Below are 23,394 nucleotides of genomic sequence, written 5' to 3'. Positions count from 1 at the left end.
CGCAAACGAAAGAAAAGCTCCTACCGGAGCGTTATGCACAATGACCTTGTACAATTGTTATGATAACTTGATCAAATGTTCCTGTTCTTGCAATCATAAGGCCGGTCAAGACCGGCCCTGATGATTTATTCTTATGCAACTAGGATCAAATTACTCAGTAGGTACTTTGATTTCGCCGCTGATGATTTTTTCTTTGTACTCGTCCACTTTTGCAAGTGTTTCAGCAGATACATTGGCAGTAGAAGTATCAGCAATACCTACGCCGTTTTCTTTCAAAGTCAGGTTCTCGGAACCGCCAGCAAATGTACCGTCGATTACTTCTTGGTTAACGCGTTTAACGGCTTCGTCAACTTTTTTAATCATGGAAGTCAGTGTTACTTCATCACCAAACTCCAGGGATTGGTCTTTATCAACACCAATAACCCATACTTCTTGTCCTTGTTTCTTACGAGCGATTGCTTCGTTGAACACACCGTTACCTGTAGCACCGGAAGCGTGGAAAATAATGTCTACGCCTTGGTTGTACATTGTAGCAGCTGCTGCTTTACCAAGGTCAGGTTTATCAAAAGCACCTGTATAGTTGGAGATAAACTCAGCATCAGGATTTACTGCTTTAACGCCTTCTCTGAAACCTACTTCAAACTTTTTGATCAGTGGGCTATCCATACCGCCTACAAAACCAACTTTGTTGGATTTCGTTGTCAGACCAGCTACAACACCAACCAGGTAAGATCCTTCTTCTTCAGCAAATGTTACGGATTTAACGTTAGGAACATCAACTACACTGTCAATGATCGCAAGTTTAGCATCTGTGTTTTGCTCAGCAACAGTCTTGATTGCATCAGCCAATTGGAAACCGATACCCCAAGTCAGGTCATATCCGCCTTTAACGAATTCGTTCAGGTTCGGAATATACTCTTCATCGGATTTACTTTGCAGGTATTTAACTGCAGTACCTGTTTCTGTTTCAGTCGCTTGCAGAGCTTCCCAAGCGGATTGGTTAAAGGATTTGTCATTAACTCCACCTACGTCAGTAACCATACCGATTTTAAGATCGGATTTTGCTTCAGTGGATGTGCCACCTGTATCTCCTCCGGCATTTGTTTCTTCTTTCGGTTTGCTACCGCAACCTGCGAGCATAACCGATACCGCCAGCAACATTACCAAAGACAAGCTGAGCATCTTTTTCATTTCTCTTTTTCCCCCTTAATGATATATCCTTCATTCCAATCCAGCCTACATTGAACGGATCAACAGATAGCAGGAATGACTTTTATGCAGAATGTATGGTTTCTTCGACATTAAAAGCACATTCTCACCCTTGAAGCATCCAATCATCTGTCGAAAAACCGAACATTACGACATGGAGAGAAAAATTAGGACTAGCCTACTAGAGGTGATTATACAATCAACCAGTGTTAAAATCCAGATGTTTCATCACCAAATATCACATATTTTTGTTCTTTTTTTATTGAAAACGCTTAATAATTTAGCGTTTTAACACACTAACGTTACAACGATGTGATGTTATGTAACAAAAACATACCGCGAACTTTAGTGATATGTGGAATTCACCTGTTTTCTTTTGCACTATTTCACCGTTCGTATTTTATGTATTCCCCTGGTCTGTTATTCATTCGTTGTCTGGTCTCATTGTTCCCTTCCAGACTATAGCCTATTCGTTCTATTCCTTCAGAGATTCATCTCCGAATCCCCTCAAAGCCGTAAAAAAGCCGCCATATAGGTACGGCGGCTTGTATCATACAATTTAAGCGTTGATTTTGCCTTTAGCTACAGTAGCCAAAGAGTTGAACGCATTGATGTCATTAACGGCCAGATCAGCCAACATTTTGCGGTTCATGTCTACACCAGCAAGTTTCAAACCATGGATCAGTTTGTTGTAAGACAAACCATTCATACGTGCTGCTGCATTGATACGAACGATCCACAGTCTGCGGAAGTTACGTTTCGTGTTGCGACGGTCACGGTATGCGTATACCAGGGATTTCATTACTTGCTCGTTTGCTGTTTTAAAGATACGGTGTTTGGAACCGAAATAACCTCTTGCCAGTTTCAAAACCTTTTTATGACGACGACGTACTACAAAACCGCCTTTTACTCTTGCCATATTAAAGAACCTCCCAAATAAATATAAATGTATCCGTTGTATGTGTACGGCCGTAGCCGATCCCCCATACGGAATGTACTAATGTTTAATTAGCCTTTCAAGTTAGCCAAACCTTGTTTCAAACGTCTAACATCCCCGGCAGCCATAACTGGGTTACCGTTCAGAACGCGCTTAGCACGTTTGGATTTGTGAGAAAGCAAGTGGTTTTTGTGAGCTTTGTAACGAAGGACTTTACCGGAACCGGTAATTTTGAAGCGTCCTTTCAAACTGCTGTGTGTTTTCATTTTAGGCATTTTGTGTTTCCTCCTCCAATGTTATCAGGCTTTAGGAGCCAAAATCATGATCATACTGCGGCCTTCCAATTTCGGTTGACGTTCAATAGTACAAAGTTCTGCAACTTCTACCTTAACGCGCTCCAAAATTCGTTGACCAATCGCGGCATGTGCAATTTCACGTCCGCGGTAACGAACAGAACATTTCACTTTGTCGCCTTCGTTCAAAAACTTAACTACATTACGAAGCTTCGTTTGATAATCGTGCTCCTCAATATTGGAACGGAACCATACTTCTTTAATGTCAACAATTTTCTGGTTCTTACGGGCTTCTTTATCTTTCTTTTGTTGCTCATAGCGGAATTTGCCATAGTCCATGATGCGACACACCGGCGGTTTAGCCTGTGGTGCCACATTGACCAGATCCAAATTCAGATCAATTGCCATTTGCAGTGCTTCGCGAATGGGCGTAATCCCAATTTGTTCTCCTTCAGCTCCGACAAGGCGCACTTCCTTCGCCCGAATCTCATCATTAATCATGTGATCTTTACTAATAACCGTCCACCTCCAGGTCATTTTGAATATCCTGTTACACAAAAATAAAAGGGATGCCGGTCAAGCTACCGACATCCCTGTAATCAACACAATTCTTCATGAGTATACACTTCATAAATTATTGGGATCGTTGACCAGCCAACATAGTGTTGATCAGGTGAGAAGTCGGACTTCTACTTGTGATTCCATTGCTATTCGTTTTAACGCACTTGAATACTATAACATCCACGAAACACATTGTCAAACATCGTCACAACTTTTTTTGTAATTATACATTTGTTATATCAGATGCAACAACTCATGCATTCCTGTTCCTTACCCTTGTTTGCTCTGTACTTCATCCAACCGAACAACACGCGTGTGCTGCGTGTGGCTCCACTGTTTGTTGTTCTGCGTGAAGAAAGCGTAGAACGTGATCGGGTACCATGACAACAGATAAATCGGGAACAGGATCAGATATAGATAAACTTTGGCAAAGGTAACCTTCTCTAACGCCATCGACAACAGGAACGTCAGGATGTTCAAGCCAATAGCCATAAATCCAACCCATAGCGGGAAGTATCCATAGATATTTGCAATGTGCGGACCCTTGAATATAGCCATGTCTACCCACATCGCAGCAGTCATCAGGAATGTAAGCAATACAACATAGACATTGGCTCCATAGATAGCAAGGTCAAATTTCACCAAGCTTCTTTCCTTAATGGACTGCCAGAGCAGTGGGAAGAAGTATCTACGAGCAACTGTAAAGTGACCTTGCATCCAGCGGAGACGCTGTCTCGCTGAAGCTTTGAATGTTAATGGCTTCTCATCAAATACTTTGGCATCGTAGTTGAAAACAGGATATACATTACGTTGCACACTACGCATCGTAAACTCCAGATCCTCAACCAGACTTGTTGCGCCCCAGCCAATTTCCTTCAGCAGGTTGGTCTCGAAGCACATCCCCGTACCTCCGAGGAAGTTCGCCATATTCAAGTTATGACGAGACAACTGCCACAGACGGTTGATGTACCAGTAAGATACACCGTATGCTGCAGTAATCCAGGAATCCTCCGGATTTTTCGTATCAATGTATCCTTGGATAACACGCGAACCATTGTTCAAGTCATCATTCATCTCAAGCAAGAAGTTACGGTCAACCAGGTTATCCGCGTCAAACATGACAACTGCGTCATACTGACGCGGCAATTTCCACAGGTACTTAAGCATCCATTCGATGGCATACCCTTTGCCTCTTAGATCGGCATTGGTACGCACACAGGCATTTAACCCATGTTCTCTGACAATCTGTGCCGTTCCATCCGTACAGTTGTCACAGATGACAAACACATCATACAGATCTTCCGGATAATCAAGTTGTTTGAGGTTCTCCATCAAGGCACCAATGACCTGTTCCTCATTGTGTGCTGCGACGAGTACAGCGAAAGATTTTGTCGCCGGATAATGTTTCTTTTTCTTTTTCTTAATCAGACCGAACAGCGAAAACGTGAATTGGTACACGGCTAGCAGTGCCAGAATGACCTGCATCGTGACGAATATAGCGTCCAACATCGTTCTCTGTTACCCCCTTTTTTTCGAAACCCAGTTTACTAAAGCATTTTCTCTTCCTGATTCTGCAAGTTATTTTTTTTTGATCTGCAGAATATGACCCTGTTCTTTTGTGTACTACGCGAATATATCAGGCAATGTTTCAAAGCTTGGTTGCTATCAGTTGGCTGCTTTATCGATTCTGTATTCTTTTCAGTCATTTGTCAAAACCCCAATTCCACTTTCTAAAGCAGAAATGTGATCTTTAAAGGCTGAATAGACACTTCGTGATACCACAACCTCGCATTCATGCCTGTTATATCTTATTTTCAGCCGTTTACTTGATTTTTATTTCTAAAGTCCCTGCTTTTTTCATCAGCATGTTATTCTTCGTCAGAGGCTCTATAACAAATAACGCAAACAGACCTCAAAAAGTTTAAAACAAAACTCACATTTTTTTACCTCATTTCAGCCATGTTGAATCATTGTATCTTTTTTGGCTTACTCAAGTCAAAAAGTTAAGATGGATATCTATCCACTCTTTAACATGAATTTTACGTTCTTTACATGTGTTCGTCTTGAAAAGGACAACATTTAAAAATATGATAAACATATACCTGAAATAACCTCAAGTTCGCGAAAAACGGTTATATACTAATCAGGACGAAACCGGATGCAGAAATTCACCGGAAATACTGCCGCCATTACGGGCGGCCTGACTGGCAGGAGGCCAATATGAGCCGTTTTTTCTTAAAGTTTCAAGATTATGATCGAAATGTTTTTATGTGGATCAACGGCCGACTTCATAATCGTTTTATGAATTTTTGGCTGTATTATTTCACTCATCTGGGTGGGGCAACTTCTTCTATTGCAGTATCCTTGTTAATCTGGCTGCTTGCTCCAGCTCCATGGAGCACAACAGGACTTCAGGCTTGTATCGCTCTTACGGTCAGCCATATTCCTGTAGCCATCGCGAAAAAATTGTATCCTCGCATTCGGCCTTATCTGGCCTTGCCGGATACCATTACGTTTCGTAATCCCCTGACGGACCACTCGTTTCCTTCAGGACACACAACTGCCATTTTTTCGGTCACGGTTCCATTTATGACCACTGATCCAATCTTATTGCTAATATTGTTGCCTGTGGCTCTTATTGTCGGATTCTCTCGAATTTATCTGGGATTACACTATCCTTCCGATGTTCTGGCAGGTGCCACAATAGGTACTTTAGTCGCACTTGCAACAGTTGCATTCTGGTCTTAAAGCCGATATGTTAGACTCAGAAAACCTAGCAGGAACAGGTGAAGCAAGCGTGGAGAAAAAAAGAGTATTACTATTATCTGAAGGCTTTGGTACGGGTCATACTCAAGCCGCCTATGCACTGTCCAGCCATTTGCGAAAGCTGTCGCCAGACGTGCAGACGAAAGTGCTTGAACTGGGAAGTTTCTTAAATCCCAAGGTTGCACCTCTTATTATAACGGCATACAAAAAAACGGTGACTAACCAGCCCAAACTCGTCGGGTACGTATACAGGCATCAATATAAAAAATCATTGAACCGGCTCACAACGCTGGCGCTGCATAAACTGTTCTATACACATACACGCAGCGTCGTGCGTCAGTTACGTCCCGATGCGATTGTCTGCACCCACCCGATCCCAAGTGCTGTCATATCCAGACTGAAGCGACTGGGTGTACAGGTTCCCCTTTGCACAGTCATTACCGATTATGATGCACATGGGACATGGATTAACCGTGAAGTAGACCTTTACCTGGTTTCTTCAGATGAGGTTAAGTCCAAACTAATGTTGCGTGGCGTACCTCAAGACAAAATTCGAGTCACAGGCATTCCCGTACATCCAAACTTCTGGGAGCATCCCGGTCGAGATGAGATCCGAAGCAGATTTAATCTCAAAAACATGCCCACTGTACTGGTAATGGGCGGGGGTTGGGGAATGCTCAGTGACAAGTTAGTTCATCCGTTACTGACACGCTGGCATGAAGATATTCAGATCATTTTCTGTTTCGGACGCAATGATAAAGCACGGATCAGCATGGAACAGAACTCGATGTATCGCAAAGAAAACATTCATATTATCGGTTACACCAACGAAGTCGACAAATTGATGGAAGTATCCGACCTGCTGATCACCAAGCCTGGCGGCATGACTTGCAGCGAAGGATTGGCCAAGGGAATTCCAATGTTGTTCCATAATCCTATACCAGGTCAGGAAGAAGAGAACGTTCATTATTTTACCGCAAGAGGTTTGGGAGAACCCATAACTTCGCTCGATGTAGTGATCAAATGGATGAATAAGTTGCTGAATCACTATCCGGATATCGTACGTAAACGCAAACGCCATCTGGTGGAGATCGCCAAAGTTCATCCGATGGAGAGCGCTCAAAGTATTATTGACCTGTTGGAGGACGTTCGTCCTTCATCCGCAGAAGAGGCCCGTTTATAATTTTATCCAATCAAGCCTCTAATCAACGGCTTCAAACAAGCCTGCAACCACATCGAAAAGGTGCCTTCGAATTGGAAGGCACCTTTTCTTATGAAGGAAAGTACAAACTATTGAATGCCAGCTAACTTCAAGTACTCCTGCCACTGCTTGGTGTACTCCGCCTGAATTTTTTCCAAACCTGCTTGTTTTGCCTTCTCCATGAACGTGTTCAGTCCAGCCTCTACGTCTGCCACCAAACCTACATTAAGCGGATACAAATATTGTTTTTCCACTTGTTCCAATGCAGCCTTCTCGGCTTGGTACGGTGTCCAGTCTTCAGCAAATCCGGTATAAATATCAGGCTTTTTGATTTTGTCGAGATCTTCAAACATGGTCAGCACGTCATCAAAGGTTTTGTCATAGAGCATGAATTCCGGATTACGCCATGCCCAACCATTCATGCCCTCACGCGGGAAGCCATTCGTCTGTGCATCGCCTACCATCTTGTAGTATCCATTATCTACCTCGAAGTTTTTGCCCTCAATGCCGTATTCAGTCAACCAGTTGTATCGTTTGTCAGTCACTAGCTTCTCATAAAAGGCCAAGGCTTTTTCAGGATTTTTGCTGCTGCGCGGAATCGCAAAACCGTTGTGAATCGGGTGAACCGGCTGTGCAAACCCTTTCGCATTCGGGTACGGGAAATAAGCCAGTTTCCAATCAGGATGCGTAGACTGCACCTTGATGACATCTGCATTAAATTTGTTCGGGTTCTCTCCAGACAGAACAACAGCTGCTTTTCCATTTTGCAGCAATGAGTTGGAAGTATCCTTTACATTCAGTACGTTTTTCGGGAAAAAGCCTTTGTCCATCCACCGCTTGTATGTTTTCAGGTCTTCGAGATGTTGCGCCGATCCCCAATAAGACGTCACAGTTGATGGTGTATCATACATAATATCCAGTCCATATGGAAGTTGACCTGCTGTATTCACCAGCTTGGATGTCAATTGACGAATACCATGGGTATGGTTGGCATTGCTATCCGCAATCGGAATCATATTCGGTTCGTTGGCTTTGATGCCCTCCAGATACGCTTCGAGTGTCTCCAACGATTCCGGCTTCGGAAGATTGTACTTCTCGCGCAAGTCCTCACGGTACGCAATTCCCTCTGTTACATACTCAATCCATGTCGATGGAACGGTATATATTTTGTCATTGATTTTGACTGCATTCCACATGTCATCAGGGACATGGGCTTTCAGTGCTGGTGCTGCTGTAGGCAGCATTTCATCCAGTGGCAGAAACGCGCCCTTCTTCGCATAAGACTGATAGAATGTCCAATCCGCTGTGAAGATCAGATCGATCGGCTGTCCGGAAGACAGCAGCAGTTTATATTTTTGATCCCAGTCGGTCCATGAGGTGTAGTTGAATTTTACATTGACGTTCAGATCAGTCTCAGCCAGCTTATTGATCTCGGATTCAATGACAGGCAGATCTTTGGGAGCATCCCCAAGCATGTAAAATTGAAGCGTTACTTTCTCGCCTTTGTTCTCGGACGCTCCTCCCTGCTCGCTTCCTTGCGTCGATCCCCCCGAACCGTTATTACATGCGGCAAGCACCCCGGCGAACAACATCAGGGCAAGTACCAGAGACAGGTGCCGAATTGTTTTGTTACGCATACGCATCCTCCCTTTTTGTGTTGAACCTTTATATGTTAGCGCAGACTCGCCATGCTTCAGACCGAAAATGATGCCAATGGCCTGATACCCACAGCGTGTTCACGTTCTAACCTTTCACTGCACCTATGGTAAGTCCTTTGACAAAATAACGTTGTACAAACGGATACAGGAACAAAATCGGCCCCGTCACAACGATTGCCATCGCCATCTTGGTTGATTCAGTTGGTACATCCTGGCTGAGCGTAATCCCTGTGCCGATCGCCATTTGGTCAATGAAGGTAATCGTATTCATCGTGTTATAGAGATAAAATTGCAGCTGGTACATATCCGGATTGTTAATGAAGAGAGATGAAGTAAACCAGTCATTCCAGTAACCCAGTGCCAGAAACAGACCTACAGTTGCGATACCAGGCATCGCCAGTTTCAACACAATGCTGATATAGATGCGGAAGTCATTGGCTCCATCAATTTTGGCAGACTCGATCAACTCATCCGGCACAGCCGAACGAATGAAGTTTTTCATCAGGATAATGAGAAATGGCGTCATTAACCCCGGGAAAATCAGTACAGTATACGTATCTGTGAGATTGAAGTAATTCGCCAGCATAATGTACCAAGGCACGAGCCCCCCACCAAACAACGTTGTGAAGTAGATAAAAAATGAGAACGTGTTCCGATATTTGAAGTCCTTGCGTTGGAGCACAAACCCGGCCATCGTGATCAGGAAAAGTCCAAGCGTAGTCCCCACCACCGTTGTAAACACCGTTACTCCATAAGCTTTGAGTACCTGGGTCGGGAATTTGAACACCATTTTGTAACCTTCCAGCGAAAAGTCCGTCGGAAAGAGGTGATAGCCATCCCTCACAATGGACTCGTTGCTGCTGAACGAACCGGATAGAATGAGCAGAAACGGCAGCAGGCACATGATCGATAAAATAATGATGACGCTGTAAGCAATCAGTTGAAACATCAAGGTGAATTCCGAATCTCTGAGACGAGTATTCGTACGAGTGTGCGTATTCATGGGCGTGTTCATGATCGTTCTCCCTCCTGCCCTGCGGGCGTTCTAGAACAAGGCGTAGTCCTCATTTACTTTGCGGATAATATAGTTGACGGTCATGATCAGAATGAAGCCGAATAACGACTGATACAAGCCGGCAGCAGTGGCCATTCCGATATCAAACGTTACTTTCAGTGAACGATACACATACGTATCGATGATATCCGTAGCATTGTACAGCACCCCGTTGTTTCCAATCAGTTGATAGAAAAGGTCGAATTGACCCTTCATAATGCTGCCAAGCGAGAATAGTAGCAGTATGACAAACGTTGGCTTCAGCATCGGTACCGTAATGTACCAGATTCGCTGAAAAATATTGGCCCCGTCCATCCGGGCAGCTTCATAGTACTCATCACTTATCCCAGTTATGGCGGCCAGATAGATGACCATGCTGTATCCAAGATTTTTCCACAGATAAAAGATGATGATCAGAAACACCCAGATCCACGGTGTGTTATAAATGTCAACCGGGCCCGCCTCGAAACGTTTGAGCAACGTGTTCACAAAACCCGACTCATAGTTGAACATGTTGTAAGCGATTACACTTAGGAGTACAAATGAGATGAAATACGGCAAGAACATGACGGACTGCGTAATTTTTTTGAATAACCTGCCCCGGATTTCGCTAAGCATGATTGCACAGAAGATTGCCAGACCGTTTCCTAATATAATGAAGGCGAGATTGTAACCCACGGTGTTCGTTGTGAGCTTCAGCAGCATTCCGGATTGCCATAGGAACTTAAAGTTCTCCAGACCGACAAATGGACTGCCAAATAATCCTCCTTCAAAATCATACCGGGTGAACGCATAATAGATACCGACCATCGGAAAATACGAGTTAATCAGAAAAAAGATCAGCGTGGGCAACAGCATCAGAAACATGATTTTGTTCTTGTTCAATTCCTTGAGCATGGTTCGATCCCTCCCGAATTTCTTGCAGCGCTGCGTGGTGGAGCTCTCTTTTTATTGTAGATGCTCGCTTCGCTCCCGAATACTGAAGCTTCCCGTCAGAAAATGAACGATTCTGCGAAATGGAATATGAACAAACCGAACGAACCATGAAATGAATAGACATCCACACACATCCGTTCACAAATGTTGATATCGTGCATAGGCTAAACCCAGTGAACAATTCAGCGAAAGTTGAACTTTATGTGGAGAAAGCAGGCAAAACCACCTGTCCAGCATTGATGTAAACGCATACATAATATATAATTCAAGATACTCTTGCTCTTCTGATCATCGTATATGAAGTCTGATTTAGGTTATGAAGTTATCCATTGTTCACCTATACAGGAAGGTCCGAGGAGGGGAAGGCAATGCTTAAACGTTCAGAGGACAGTCAAAAGGTCTTCACACGGATTCTGATTGGTATTATTATCAGTACCGTCGCTACCTTGCTTGTGGCTTCTTCCATTTTGTACGTCAACTATAATCGGATCGCTCTTCGTCAGGTATATCGAACAGATATGAACAGTCTTACACAAGCCAGCCGTGAAGTGGCCAAAATGACCGAGACTGCAAAATCATTGTCATATCAGATTTATCAGGACTACACCATCTCTGCATTGTTGCTCTACTCCAAACCAGATATCTATGAAATCACATCGGCGATGAAACAGCTCGATAACTACCGTATGTCCCTTCCCTTTATTGAATCCATCTATGTGTATAACTCCAAAAGCAATGAATTCTTTATCAGCTCCAACGAAGTGCGCAATGGGCAGCAGTCCATCTCGGAGATTGACGACCAGGGCATTACAGGGATCCTCCAGCGCTTCCATGACTATAAACCTTTTGTTCCAATCCCGCGTACATACCAGGTCGGCTCGACCGAAGCAACAGAAGTTAGCAGTTATACCTACCTCTGTTATGACACCATTAACGACAACGCCAAACTAAACTATGCGGTCATTGTGAATATCAAGGATGACTGGCTCAGCCCGAATATGAATGCTGTGGATCAACCAGGCAAGACCTTTATCGTGAACGAGAACGGAGATCTGTTATCTGACTTTGGCGACCGTACATTAATGAAAAATCTCTCCAACGAAGCTTTTATGCAGCCGATTATGCAGGATACAAAACAGTCCGCTTACTTTACTGAGGAGGTCGATGGAGAAAAATCCCTCATTACCTACACCGCTCCCGATAACCTGGGTTGGCGCTATGTAAGAATAACGCCCTATGATCTGATCACCTCAGATATACGGAGTATGCGCACACATACTGTTCTATTTTGTGTCGCACTTCTCATTGCAGGCGTGCTGCTCTCTTACCTCGTCTCCCGAAAACTATATCATCCCATTGATAAAGTGCTGGTTCGTTTGCGTGTGATGGAAGCGGAGCGTCGTGGCAGTCTACATCTTTTGCGGCAGGATTTTCTGCGAGGGGCACTGCAGGGCCGTGAAACAGTGACTGGCGGCATGCTGGAAGAACGAATGAAGTTTTACGGTTCCTCGATTGCTGTTCAGCGTGCATCCAGGCTGGTATTGTTGCGTATTGACCATTTTACCGAATTCAATGAAACGTATCGTGACGAGACCCAGCTTGTAAAATACGCCATGATGAACATCTGCACCGAAACAGCGGATCTCCACTACAACGCAGAAGCTGTGGACATGGGCGGCGACCTGATCACACTCATTTTTAATGAAAAAGCGGAAAGCCATGAACTTGGGCAACCTGCTTCTAACCGGATTGAAGAGCTGCTGCGTATGATGCAGGCTGCTGTAATGACCCATTTGAAATGCTCCATCTCCTTTACCATCGGCACGGAAGAAGATTCCTTGGAAGACAGTATTGCATCTTACACCAGATCAGCCGAAGCTTCACTCCATCGTTTGTTCATGGGAGCGAGCTGTCTGATCTATACCTCTGACATCATGGCTTATCACACCAAAGAATACGCATTCCCCGCAGGTAAGGAAAGACAACTTATCGATTATCTAATGACAGGCAAGACACGAGAAGCCAAACAAGTCTATGCAGAGATTGTCGGCGAAACAGCCGCATATCCATTCACTGTCTTCCAACTAGCCTTATCCCATCTGACGATGACACTAAATCATGTACGAAATACGCTCAAGAAGAATAATCAGCTTACGCTTGATTCAGTCTCCGATGGTCTAATGCTGCCTGTTAAGGACGCTGAGGACATCAGTGAGGTACATGAACATTTCTATCGGATGTTTGATGAGCTTGGTTCCAAAGTTGAGGAGAAACGTACACTGAAGCATGAAGAGTTAATTCGCAGAATCAATGGCATTATTGAACGGGACTATGCAGACCCTAATCTCTGTCTAACCTCGATTGCAGATGAACTGGGCATGTCGCCAATCTATGTGAGCAGGCTCTACAAACAACTCACCCTGAAAGGGCTCACCGATGTGATTAACGAAACGCGTATAGCCAAGGCTCAGCATCTATTAGTGGAGACGGAGAACTCCGTTGCCGATATTGCCGAGAGAACCGGATTCACCAACAGTTCCTATTTCTACCGCATGTTCAAGAAGTTCAACGGCGTTACACCGAACGATTATCGCCGCAAAGAGTTCCATTCAGAGAACTTTTGAAAACATAAAAGACATGAGTTTAAAGGTTCATTGTGCAACGAGCGTCAATGAAAAAAAGCGACTGATGAGATGAATGGTTCATTCTCATAGGTCGCTCTTTTTTGTATGAAGTTACTTTTATTCCTGTTCCTGATCTTCGTCAGACTCATCCGAAGCTTCACGAACTTTATACTTGTCCAGACGTGTCTGTTGATACTCACGCAAAGCCTCTTCACCAACAATTACTTCAACTCGGTGAATATTCATCCCTTTACCCATGAATTTCTGCTCGTACTCTGTCATCACATGCTCTTCGTTCAAGCCATCACGATGCAGGTTCAAAGACAGGTTGGTCATTTGCAGGCCGAAGTCGGCAATAGCGTTGAGTGAGAAATCGAACAGCGTCTCCGAATCGGTTTTAAAATGAATCTGTCCTCTTGCATTAAGCAATTCCGTATATTTTTTCAGGAAGCGTGGATGCGTCAACCGACGGCGCGCATGTTTGGCTTTTGGCCAAGGATCACTGAAGTTCAAATAAATGCGTTCCAGTTCTTCCGGTTCAAAAACTTCCTCAATCTGTTCAATATTTGCCAGCGCAAGCTTCAGGTTCGGTGGTGTCTCCACATCAGCCTGACTCCATGCATTACGAGCCTTCTCACTGGCACGACGCACCAGCTCATCATACATATCAATTCCGATAAAATTAAATTGCGGATATTTATAACTCATTTGGCTGATAAATTGACCTTTACCCATACCAAATTCCACGAAGATCGGATGGTCATTGCCAAACAGTTCAGACCATTTTCCTTTGTGCTGCTTGGGGTCCAGTACAACAAGATCGACTTGCTGCTCCAGATTTTCTCTTATCCCTTTTCTGCCACGTAAACGCATTTTATTCCTCCGTTTGTCCCATACTTGTCTCAAACTTATTTTGCCGAAGAACTGGCAAATTGTAAAGAGCAATGAAAAGGGAATCTTCGGATCTGCCACTTTGGGCAAATCTCAAAGATTCCCTTTTCGATTTATTTGGAATTGGGGTCCAACTACTTTAGTAGTTCATAGTCTACCTTATCTTGGTGTGAAAAATCAAATGTCTTTTCGAAAGCATCGCGAACTTTTTGTCTTGCAGCCGCTTTCACTTTCGGATTTCCATTAAAACGAACACCTGTTAAGGCCAATGCTTCTTCTGCCGTCAGTTCAACAGACACATGATTCAGTTCTTTGTTTTTAACTTGGGAATTCATTCATATCACCTCACGGTATAGTATGGTCCATGACGTCAACATTGATGCAAATGCTATGATGAATAATACCCATTAGATGGTGTCTGACGTTGATTTAAATATAACACAAGGTGTAAACTATAGCAAGGAGAAAACCTTGATTTTACAGCCTATTTTTGCGTTTCGATTCCCTTTTTTTTCAGTTTTTTGATACAATGATAAAAGTTCATGAAGACACCTAAAATCGCTATCGATCCTCATTGAGGGAAATCGCATAGCGCTTCTATTTTTGTTCACGTATGATTACTGTAATTCGACAGTCAAAGGAGTACCCTGAAGATGAATGCACCTGCATTACAGCCCCCTCTGTTGTGGGGAGATAAACGATTCCATACCTGGAATTATGAGATGCGAGATCAATTTAACAATAAGGTTTTCAAAGTGATGCTGGATGCTGGATTCACCTGTCCCAACCGTGACGGTTCCATTGCGAAAGGTGGCTGCACCTTCTGCAGTGCGCGTGGATCAGGCGATTTTGCTGGCAGCAGACGTGAAGATCTGGTCACCCAGTTCAATACGATTCGAGATAAACAGCACCTAAAGTGGCCTACAGCCCATTATATTGGCTACTTCCAAGCCTATACGAACACGTATGCTCCGGTTGAGGAGTTACGCGAATATTTTGAAGAAATTCTAGAGCAACCAGGTGTTGTTGGATTATCTATCGCCACTCGCCCGGATTGTTTACCAGATGATGTTGTGGATTATCTGGCTGAACTGAACGAGCGCACCTATCTGTGGGTTGAGATGGGGCTTCAAACCATCCATGATTCCACATCAACCTTGATTAATCGGGCGCACGACACGAAGTGCTACGAAGAAGCGGTTGAGAAACTGCGCAAACGGAATATACGCGTGTGCACACATATCATATATGGTCTGCCTCAAGAAACGCATGAGATGATGCTGGACACCGGTCGGGCAGTCGCCAATATGGATGTACAGGGCATCAAGATTCACCTGCTGCATCTCATGCGTAAAACACCAATGGTGAAGCAATACGAAGCCGGTCTTCTACGTTTTCTGGATCAGGACGAGTATATCAGGCTGATTGTAGATACACTGGAGATGCTTCCACCGGAAATGATCGTACACCGCCTTACAGGCGATGCACCGCGTAATCTGCTGATTGGACCGATGTGGTCCCTGAACAAATGGGAAGTGTTGAACTCCATTGATCGTGAGCTGCGAGAGCGGGATTCATGGCAAGGGAAGTATTGGAGGCGAGCATAGATGGGATTTCTTTCGGTTCTCAGCTGTGCTCATCAGTGGATTGCCTCCCGTCTGCAACCTGGTGATCTGGCAATAGATGCAACAGTCGGCACAGGTGCAGACACGCTATTTTTGGCACAAAAAGTAGGTAGACGTGGTCAAGTGATCGGATTCGATATTCAAAATGAAGCCCTCACCCTGGCACAGGCCCGTATTCGAAAACAAGATGACGAAGCCAAGCTTGGCTCCATTTCCATGCTTCAACTAAGCCATGACCGAATGGCAGAAGCTGTGCCTGAATCATGGGTTGGTGCGGTGGGCGCAGTTATGTTCAATCTGGGGTACCTGCCTTCAGAGAGCGCTGATTCCTCCATTATAACCGAGACAGACAGCACAATTGCTGCACTTGAGGCTGCACTGGCACTATTACGTCCTCGCGGAATCATTACGGTTGTGCTCTACCCCGGTCATGATGGAGGCTCACAGGAAGCGGAAGCCGTATTGAAATGGTCCTCTGCCCTGCCGGTAGAACAGGCACAGGTCGTGATCTATCGCCAGTTACAGCGAGAAACTTCGCCTTTCCTGATCGGAATCGAGAAAAAATAATTTCCTTTGTTCACCAAATACAATAAACTAGACACAATCGCAAGACGAGCCATTATTGACTTTCTCTTACTGCGATCTGTGTTCTACATAAACATATGCAAACGTATTCACTTGTTTGTACATGGGGACTACTTGCCCATGACTGATTAAAGCGATCCACCATTTCATATACTAGAGGAGAGATTACTGATGTCTACGCCATATCCATTACAATTCCAACCTGAATTCAAAGAACGTGTGTGGGGCGGTCGTGCTCTGGAGCAATTCGGCCTTACGCCCCCTGAAGGACATATTGGTGAAGGATGGATGATTGCAGATCATCCCAACGGTACAACCAAGGTATTAAATGGAGCACTTGCTGGCAAAGGTCTGGATGAAGTTCGCGAACAACTGGGCACCGAATGGCTCGGAACGAAAGGTGTTTCTGAGAAAGGTGGGCGTTTCCCCCTTTTGATTAAGTTGCTCGACTGTAATGATGATCTGTCCGTTCAGGTTCATCCAACAGATGAGTACGAGGCACTTCCTCCTGGTGAGCTTGGCAAAACAGAAATGTGGTATGTACTCGACGCGAAACCGGGCGCACACATCATCTATGGCTTAAATGACGGCGTGGATCGTACAACATTGAAAGAAGCACTGGAGAACGGTACAGTGATGGATACCCTCCGTCAGGTCCCTGTTGAAGCTGGAGATACGTTCTTTATTCCTGCGGGAACAGTACATGCGCTCTGTGCGGGTGTAGTAGTCGCTGAGATCCAGCAAAACTCGGATACGACGTACCGGATCTACGATTACAATCGTCCGGGGCTGGATGGCAAGCCACGTGAACTGCATGTTGAAGATTCGTTGAATGTAACGGCCTATGAGGGTGCAGGTGCTTCAACGATGAAAACAAATAACGCCACTCCCGGTGAATGGCTCAAACTTGCGGAATGCCCTTATTTTGTGGTGGAAAAAGGGATTGTAACGGAACGCTGGGAACTCTCCACAAGTCCTGACAGCTTCACGATTCTTGTTGTCTGTGAAGGCGCTGGAACACTCTCGTGGGCTGATGCTGAATCAGATAACATTGAATTGAAGGCTGGACAATGTTATCTCTTGCCAGCCAATCTGGGTTCTTATACATTAGATGGAAATACGACTGTTCTTCGCTCTTATCTGCCATAAATCAACTTTATATGTAACCTGTGAAGGAGGAATTACACGAGATGCAGGAATCTACCTTTGCCTTGGTCGGTAGTGAAGGTACCCGTATTCATGTGTACCGCTGGCTTCCCGATCCGGAATGTAACGTTAAGGGCGTAGTTCAGATTGCACATGGCATGGGTGAGACCGCGGCCCGATACGCCGAATTTGCCGAATTTCTCACTAGACACGGCTACGCGGTCTATGCCAATGACCATCGGGGTCATGGCAAAACCGTGGAGAATACCGCTCTGCTCGGTAATGCTGGCATCGATGCCTTCCGCTGGATGGCAAGTGATATGATCAATCTGGGCGAAGTTGCTGTCAAAGAGAATCCCAGAGTGCCCCTGTTTCTAATGGGACACAGTATGGGCTCGTTCTTGGTACAGCATCTCATGTACGCTGGTCATGAGCAGTACCATGCCTTTATTTTATCCGGAACGAATGGCAGACGCGGTCTCCTACGATTTGGAGAAAAACTGGCATTCTTGCAGTGTGGCATTCAGGGGGCCAGTCATCCCAGCATGCTGCTCAACGCGATCGTATTCGGTGGATTCAATCGCTCTTTTCGCCCTGCGACGACACCGTTTGATTGGCTGTCACGGGATTCGCAAGAAGTTCAACGGTTCATTGATGATCCCTTGTGCGGAGCGGTCTGTACAGCAGGATTTTTCCGCGACTTCTTCAAATTGCTGCTCGAAGTCCATCTCCCACACAATATGGAGCGTATACCCAAACATAAACCCGTATATCTGTTCTCAGGCGAGAAAGACCCTGTTGGACTTCATGGCAAAGGCGTTCTTAATCTGATCTCTCAGTATAAGAAGCTTCACCTGGAGCATATTGAGTATCACCTGTATCCGGGTGGACGCCACGAAATGTTGCATGAGACGAATCGGACCGAAGTGGCCCAGCACGTTCTGAACTGGCTAGAGCGGAATACACCTGACTCTAGTGAATACCACAGTGCAGTGAGCAGTGCAGCCAGCCCTGCTGCGATATCTGAATCTATGTAAGTAGACATTTCATAACAAATAAAACGAAACACAAGAAGCCCCTGAATTGGATGTACAGCTTACGCTGCGCTCCAGTTCAGGGGCTTTCTCGTTAAACGATATGAATAATAGCTAGGTTATAACTTATGGATTATCCTTCAATCAACAGGGATTCCGGGTCTTCAAGCAGTTCTTTCACGGTCACAAGGAAACGTACCGCTTCACTACCGTCGATAATCCGGTGATCATAGGACAACGCGATGTACATCATCGGACGGTTCTCCATCCGTTCTGCATCAATTGCCACTGGACGAAGCTGAATCTTATGCATCCCCAGAATACCCACTTGAGGTGTATTCAGGATTGGCGTAGACAACAAGGAACCAAATGTTCCGCCATTGGTAATGGTGAACGTTCCGCCTTGAAGATCAGACAACGCCAGTGTGTTGGAACGAGCTTTGGATGCCAGGTCCGCAATGCTCTTCTCGATCTCGGCAAAGCCCAGACGGTCAGCATCACGTACAACCGGTACAACCAGTCCTTCCTTCGCAGATACGGCGATACCGATATCATAATACTTTTTGAGCACAACATCTTCGCCATCAATCTCTGCGTTGATGGTTGGGAACTTTTTCAGAGCACCCACAACCGCTTTGGTGAAGAAGGACATGAAGCCCAGGTTAATCTCATGTTTCTCTTTGAACTTGTCCTTACGGCGTTTACGTACATCCATGATAGCTGTCATATCTACTTCATTAAACGTAGTCAGCATGGCTGCAGTCTGCTGAGCCTCTACCAGACGTTTGGCAATCGTAGCACGGCGGCGAGACATCCGCTGACGCTCTACCGGCTTGGTATAGGTGGAACTTCCAGCTGCCGGAGCACTTGGTGCGGCTGGAGCTTTAGTTGCAGGTGGAGCAGCAGGAGCAGGTGCCTGATTACTGTGGCTCTTCACATCATCCTGGTATACCCGTCCAATCGGATCTTTGCTCTGAACCTGATCCAGCTCGATACCACGCTCACGTGCAAGCTTGCGAGCGGACGGCGAAGCCGTCTTGGCACTATCAGATGACTCTGGCGCTGCGGCAACAGGTGCCGATGGTGTTGGAGCTTCAGGTGCAGGTGTAGCAGCCTTTTTCTCTTCCGTTGCTGCCGGTTCGGAAGCGGGTGCACCGCTTCCTCCTCCCGATCCAGCGGAGAGTGTACCGATCGTTTCACCGATCTCTACGGTCTCTCCTTCCTGACGAATAATTTTCTCCAGCACACCACTTTCTTCTGCGCTGATCTCGATATTTACTTTATCCGTTTCCAGTTCAAGAAGCACATCGCCCTGATTAACGGTTTCTCCTTCTTTGACCATCCATCTGGATACAGTTCCCTCAGTTATAGACTCACCCATTGCAGGTACTTTAATTTCACTCACAGCTGTTACCTCCCCAGTGGAATATTATTCTTCGCCGTTTGCTTCAACGCAGATGTAATAATCTGTTGCTGTTCCATACTATGCACAAGCTGATAACCGCTGGAAGGACTTGCATGTTCCGGGCGACCTTCGTATCTAACCGTTGTGCCTTCCGGGGCGACTTCACGAAGACGAGGCTCCATGTATGTCCAGGCACCCATGTTTTTGTTCTCTTCCTGTACCCATACCAACTCTTTTACATTACTGAAACGTGCAAGTACACGTTTGATCTCTTCTGCCGGGAACGGATACAACTGTTCCACACGAATGATGTGAAGCCATGACCAATCTGCTTTATCTTTTTCAATAGCATCTTCCAGGTCGATGGCAATCTTGCCACTGCACAGAATAATGCGCTCTACGCGATCCGGCTGTGTCCCCAGTCCAGCTTGCTCCAGTACAAGTTCAAACTTGCCTTCACTGAATTCGACTGCCGGTGATGCAACACGCGGGTTACGAATGAGACTTTTCGGTGACATCATCACAAGTGGTCGAGCATCTTCCGTTTCAGTCAACGAGGCTTGACGACGCAACAAGTGGAAGTACTGGGAAGCACTCGACAAGTTGGCAACCGTCATATTATCTTCTGCACACAATTGCAGGAAGCGTTCCAGACGAGCACTTGTATGCTCAGGCCCTTGACCCTCATTCGCATGTGGTAACAACATCACCAGACTGGACTTCTGAGACCACTTGGCGCGGCCCGCTGATACAAACTGGTCAAATATAACCTGTGCACAGTTGGCAAAGTCTCCGAATTGAGCTTCCCAAATGACCAATGTATCTGGTGAATATACGTTATAGCCGTATTCGAATCCAACGACGGATTCTTCAGACAACGGACTGTTATAGATCGCAAAGGATGCTTTTGCCTGTGGCAAGTGATGCAACGGACAGAACTTTGCTCCGTTCTCCGAGTCATGCAGTACCAAATTCCGATGAGCAAATGTAGCGCGCTCGGCATCCTGTCCACTAATCCGAATCGGTTTGCCATCTGCCAGAATGGTTGCGAATGCAAGTGTCTCTGCAAGGCTCCAATCCACTTTTTCGCCTTCATTCAGGGAAGTGCTCCGGCGCTGCAAAATCCGCTGCAACTTCGGATACACATTGAAATTCTCAGGCCATTTCAGCAGATTAGCATTAATGCTGCGCAGATTCTCAAGCGGTACCGCAGTAGGCGTAATCGTAACCGCTTCCGGCTCACTGATTTTCCGCTGGTAATATTCATGTACTTCATTTTTCTTCATCTGGTCATATGCTTCTTTTAGCTTGTTCATTACTCCATCACGAATGCTCGTAATGGAAGCATCATCGATAACGGATTCCTGCTTCAACTGATCCTGATACAAGTGACTTACCGTTGGATGGCTCTTCACCTTGTCATAGACGGTAGGCTGCGTCGTTTCGGGATCATCGGTTTCATTATGGCCGTAACGACGGTAACCGATCAAGTCGATCAGGAAATCCTTTTTGAAACGATTGCGATACTCTGCTGCCATGCGAATGGCTGCAATACAAGCTTCCGGATTGTCCGCATTCACGTGTACAATCGGAATTTCGTACCCTTTAGCAAGGTCACTTGCGTAGTACGTCGAACGGGAATCACTGCTATCTGTAGTGAAGCCCAGACGATTGTTGACGATAATATGGATGGTTCCGCCATTCTGATAACCTGGCAAAGCCTTGAAGTTAAGCGTCTCTGCAACGATCCCTTCTCCAGGGAATGCTGCATCACCATGCATCAAAATGGTGGCTGCTTTCGTTACGTCCTGTTTCGGATATCCAGGGTCACGACGGTCATCCTGAGCCGCACGCGCAAACCCTTGTACAACCGGATTAACATACTCCAGATGGCTCGGGTTATTGGCGAGGGTAAGGCGGGCCTGTACGGTTTCACCGTCTTTTACAAAACGGTTGGCACCCATGTGATATTTGACATCCCCCGTCCAACCGTAGTTGATTCCGGTCGAACCTTCCGATGGAACCATGTCTTTGTTCGGAGCATGATGAAATTCAGAGAAAATTTTGCTGTACGGTTTACCCAAAACATGTGCCAGTACATTCAACCGCCCACGGTGGGCCATCCCCATCAGTATGTGGCTTGATCCCGCTTCTGCCATGATGCGAACTGCTTCATCCAGCATCGGTACAAGCACATCATTACCTTCGATGGAGAAACGTTTCTGACCAACAAATGTTTTGTGAAGGTAATCTTCGAATTGCTCAACTTCAACTAACCGTTCCAGCAACTTCTTGCGTTCCTTCGGCGTAAGCGGGGCCGGTGATGTCCGAGATTCCGCACGACGGTTCAGCCACTCACGCTCTTGAACTTCGTGCACATGACTGAATTCATAGGCCATAGGACCAGTGTAGATCTGACGCAAGCGTTGGATTGCATCCCATCCGGTTGCTGTCTGCCCATCTGCTCCTTCCCAGATCAGGGAAGCAGGTAGAGCTTTCAGATCTTCTTCGTTTAATTCAAAATGCTGAGGTTCCAGCAAAGATGTATCTGTATCTTCACTGATTCCAAGCGGATCTATGTCTGCAGCAAGATGACCATACGTACGGATATTCCATACCAGTTTTCCCGCTGTAACCGCTTTCTGTAATAGTTGAATGTCTACGTTTCCGGAAGCAGATTGGGCGTTGCCGGAATTCGAAGTTGTGCGTGCATCCCTGCCAGACATCGGCGGTGCACCCCATTGTTCAAATAGTTCCCGATAGGCCGGTGTAACCGAACCAGGGTCTTGAGTGAATAATTCATATTGTTCCTGTACGTATCCCATATTGGGGCCATAGTAACTTTCCCAGGGCTTCTTGTTGCCTTCCACGATCGTCATCGACGTTCCCTCCGTCTTGATTTAGTCATAAGTTTTTGACGGAAATCATTGACTAAGCCGTAATTTGCGTTCGTTCAACATTTTAAGCGAAATTTTTCATGAAGTCCAATAATCGTGCTGTTGGTGGTAGTAACGTTAGTCCGACGCTCCCGTCAAGGTTTGTCTGCGTTTTCAAAATCATAGTAAAAAAATGATTGTATATACCGTCGCACAGATGTCGAATACTGTCCTGATCCGTTCGAAGGTTACACCTTCTCCTCTTTTTCAAGTGAAGTCCGTGTTCTAATATCTATTCTATAAACTTTTACGCTCAGGAGCATTTCCTATTTTTAGTCCAATTGATGCATAAATTAGATGAATCGAATAAATCGAGCAATTTGAGCAGAACAATGAACACTTAATTACATCAAAATAGGCATAGGCTCCCCATTTTACCTCCTTTATTGAATTGTGGTCCATTGTGGGCAAAAACAAACCGTCAAGTTAAATATTAACCAATTGGCATCACATTCAACAAATCATTGGATTTTTCTTCAGGAGAACATTAGAAAAAAGCTGGCCCAGACATAAACTATCCGAGCAGCTTATTT

The 23,394-nt window shown here is 45.4% G+C and carries 19 protein-coding genes; 7 read left to right on the top strand and 12 right to left on the bottom strand.

Annotated elements, in window-relative coordinates:
• Positions 1-150 precede the first annotated feature (150 nt).
• The 5 genes from WFI24_RS10710 to WFI24_RS10690 all read right to left on the bottom strand — a co-directional run bounded on the left by WFI24_RS10710 (position 151) and on the right by WFI24_RS10690 (position 4,509).
• Positions 151-1,191: a BMP family lipoprotein gene (locus WFI24_RS10710; protein ID WP_336760609.1), complete on the bottom strand. Its 1,041-nt coding sequence runs from the start codon at positions 1,189-1,191 to the stop codon at positions 151-153.
• Positions 1,192-1,768: 577 nt separating this feature from the next.
• Positions 1,769-2,128 (bottom strand): 50S ribosomal protein L20, encoded by a 360-nt coding sequence (rplT, locus tag WFI24_RS10705; protein ID WP_017689664.1) that lies wholly within the window; start codon positions 2,126-2,128, stop codon positions 1,769-1,771.
• Between the two features lie 89 nt (positions 2,129-2,217).
• Positions 2,218-2,421 carry a 50S ribosomal protein L35 gene (gene rpmI / locus WFI24_RS10700; protein WP_017689665.1) on the bottom strand — a complete coding sequence of 68 codons (204 nt, stop codon included), beginning with the start codon at positions 2,419-2,421 and terminating at the stop codon, positions 2,218-2,220.
• A 24-nt stretch (positions 2,422-2,445) separates the two neighbouring features.
• Positions 2,446-2,940, bottom strand: coding sequence for a translation initiation factor IF-3 (gene infC, locus WFI24_RS10695; RefSeq protein WP_145321407.1), 495 nt, complete (start codon positions 2,938-2,940; stop codon positions 2,446-2,448).
• A 330-nt stretch (positions 2,941-3,270) separates the two neighbouring features.
• Positions 3,271-4,509 carry a glycosyltransferase family 2 protein gene (locus WFI24_RS10690; RefSeq protein WP_336760594.1) on the bottom strand — a complete coding sequence of 413 codons (1,239 nt, stop codon included), beginning with the start codon at positions 4,507-4,509 and terminating at the stop codon, positions 3,271-3,273.
• Between the two features lie 711 nt (positions 4,510-5,220).
• Here WFI24_RS10690 and WFI24_RS10685 point away from each other — a divergent pair.
• Both WFI24_RS10685 and WFI24_RS10680 read left to right on the top strand, forming a co-directional pair.
• Positions 5,221-5,748 carry a phosphatase PAP2 family protein gene (locus WFI24_RS10685; RefSeq protein ID WP_336760592.1) on the top strand — a complete coding sequence of 176 codons (528 nt, stop codon included), beginning with the start codon at positions 5,221-5,223 and terminating at the stop codon, positions 5,746-5,748.
• Positions 5,749-5,797: 49 nt separating this feature from the next.
• A complete protein-coding gene (locus WFI24_RS10680; protein WP_336760591.1) occupies positions 5,798-6,949 on the top strand; it encodes an MGDG synthase family glycosyltransferase in 1,152 nt (383 codons plus the stop codon).
• A 107-nt stretch (positions 6,950-7,056) separates the two neighbouring features.
• Here the strand turns inward: WFI24_RS10680 and WFI24_RS10675 are convergent, their stop codons facing one another.
• The 3 genes from WFI24_RS10675 to WFI24_RS10665 all read right to left on the bottom strand — a co-directional run bounded on the left by WFI24_RS10675 (position 7,057) and on the right by WFI24_RS10665 (position 10,576).
• A complete protein-coding gene (locus WFI24_RS10675) occupies positions 7,057-8,610 on the bottom strand; it encodes an ABC transporter substrate-binding protein (protein WP_442956212.1) in 1,554 nt (517 codons plus the stop codon).
• Between the two features lie 100 nt (positions 8,611-8,710).
• On the bottom strand, positions 8,711-9,574 hold the full coding sequence (locus tag WFI24_RS10670) for a carbohydrate ABC transporter permease (protein ID WP_442956221.1): 864 nt from the start codon (positions 9,572-9,574) through the stop codon (positions 8,711-8,713).
• A 96-nt stretch (positions 9,575-9,670) separates the two neighbouring features.
• On the bottom strand, positions 9,671-10,576 hold the full coding sequence (locus WFI24_RS10665) for an ABC transporter permease (RefSeq protein ID WP_336760586.1): 906 nt from the start codon (positions 10,574-10,576) through the stop codon (positions 9,671-9,673).
• 407 nt (positions 10,577-10,983) lie between these two features.
• Between WFI24_RS10665 and WFI24_RS10660 the strand changes: the two genes are divergently transcribed.
• On the top strand, positions 10,984-13,239 hold the full coding sequence (locus WFI24_RS10660) for an AraC family transcriptional regulator (RefSeq protein WP_336760585.1): 2,256 nt from the start codon (positions 10,984-10,986) through the stop codon (positions 13,237-13,239).
• 117 nt (positions 13,240-13,356) lie between these two features.
• Here WFI24_RS10660 and trmB read toward each other — a convergent pair whose 3' ends face one another.
• On the bottom strand, positions 13,357-14,112 hold the full coding sequence (gene trmB, locus WFI24_RS10655; protein ID WP_336760583.1) for a tRNA (guanosine(46)-N7)-methyltransferase TrmB: 756 nt from the start codon (positions 14,110-14,112) through the stop codon (positions 13,357-13,359).
• Between the two features lie 152 nt (positions 14,113-14,264).
• Positions 14,265-14,465 (bottom strand): hypothetical protein, encoded by a 201-nt coding sequence (locus WFI24_RS10650; protein ID WP_017689675.1) that lies wholly within the window; start codon positions 14,463-14,465, stop codon positions 14,265-14,267.
• A gap of 318 nt (positions 14,466-14,783) precedes the next feature.
• Between WFI24_RS10650 and WFI24_RS10645 the strand changes: the two genes are divergently transcribed.
• From WFI24_RS10645 to WFI24_RS10630, 4 genes are all read left to right on the top strand, one after another.
• Positions 14,784-15,737: a TIGR01212 family radical SAM protein gene (locus WFI24_RS10645; protein WP_336760580.1), complete on the top strand. Its 954-nt coding sequence runs from the start codon at positions 14,784-14,786 to the stop codon at positions 15,735-15,737.
• Positions 15,738-16,322, top strand: coding sequence for a class I SAM-dependent methyltransferase (locus WFI24_RS10640; protein ID WP_336760578.1), 585 nt, complete (start codon positions 15,738-15,740; stop codon positions 16,320-16,322).
• A gap of 189 nt (positions 16,323-16,511) precedes the next feature.
• A complete protein-coding gene (locus tag WFI24_RS10635) occupies positions 16,512-17,489 on the top strand; it encodes a type I phosphomannose isomerase catalytic subunit (RefSeq protein ID WP_336760576.1) in 978 nt (325 codons plus the stop codon).
• Positions 17,490-17,530: 41 nt separating this feature from the next.
• Positions 17,531-18,523, top strand: a complete 993-nt coding sequence (locus tag WFI24_RS10630) for an alpha/beta fold hydrolase (RefSeq protein ID WP_336760574.1) — start codon at positions 17,531-17,533, stop codon at positions 18,521-18,523.
• Between the two features lie 130 nt (positions 18,524-18,653).
• Here WFI24_RS10630 and odhB read toward each other — a convergent pair whose 3' ends face one another.
• On the bottom strand, positions 18,654-19,925 hold the full coding sequence (gene odhB, locus WFI24_RS10625) for a 2-oxoglutarate dehydrogenase complex dihydrolipoyllysine-residue succinyltransferase (protein ID WP_336760573.1): 1,272 nt from the start codon (positions 19,923-19,925) through the stop codon (positions 18,654-18,656).
• Between the two features lie 5 nt (positions 19,926-19,930).
• Complete coding sequence (locus WFI24_RS10620) at positions 19,931-22,804, bottom strand: 2-oxoglutarate dehydrogenase E1 component (protein WP_336760571.1); 2,874 nt, start codon at positions 22,802-22,804, stop codon at positions 19,931-19,933.
• Positions 22,805-23,394 lie beyond the last annotated feature (590 nt).

This window comes from Paenibacillus sp. USHLN196, from assembly GCF_037144955.1.
GTDB classification, from domain to species: domain Bacteria; phylum Bacillota; class Bacilli; order Paenibacillales; family Paenibacillaceae; genus Paenibacillus; species Paenibacillus xylanexedens_C.
The sequence above is the reverse complement of the archived record's forward strand: the minus strand, read 5'-3'. Positions and strand labels throughout refer to the sequence as shown.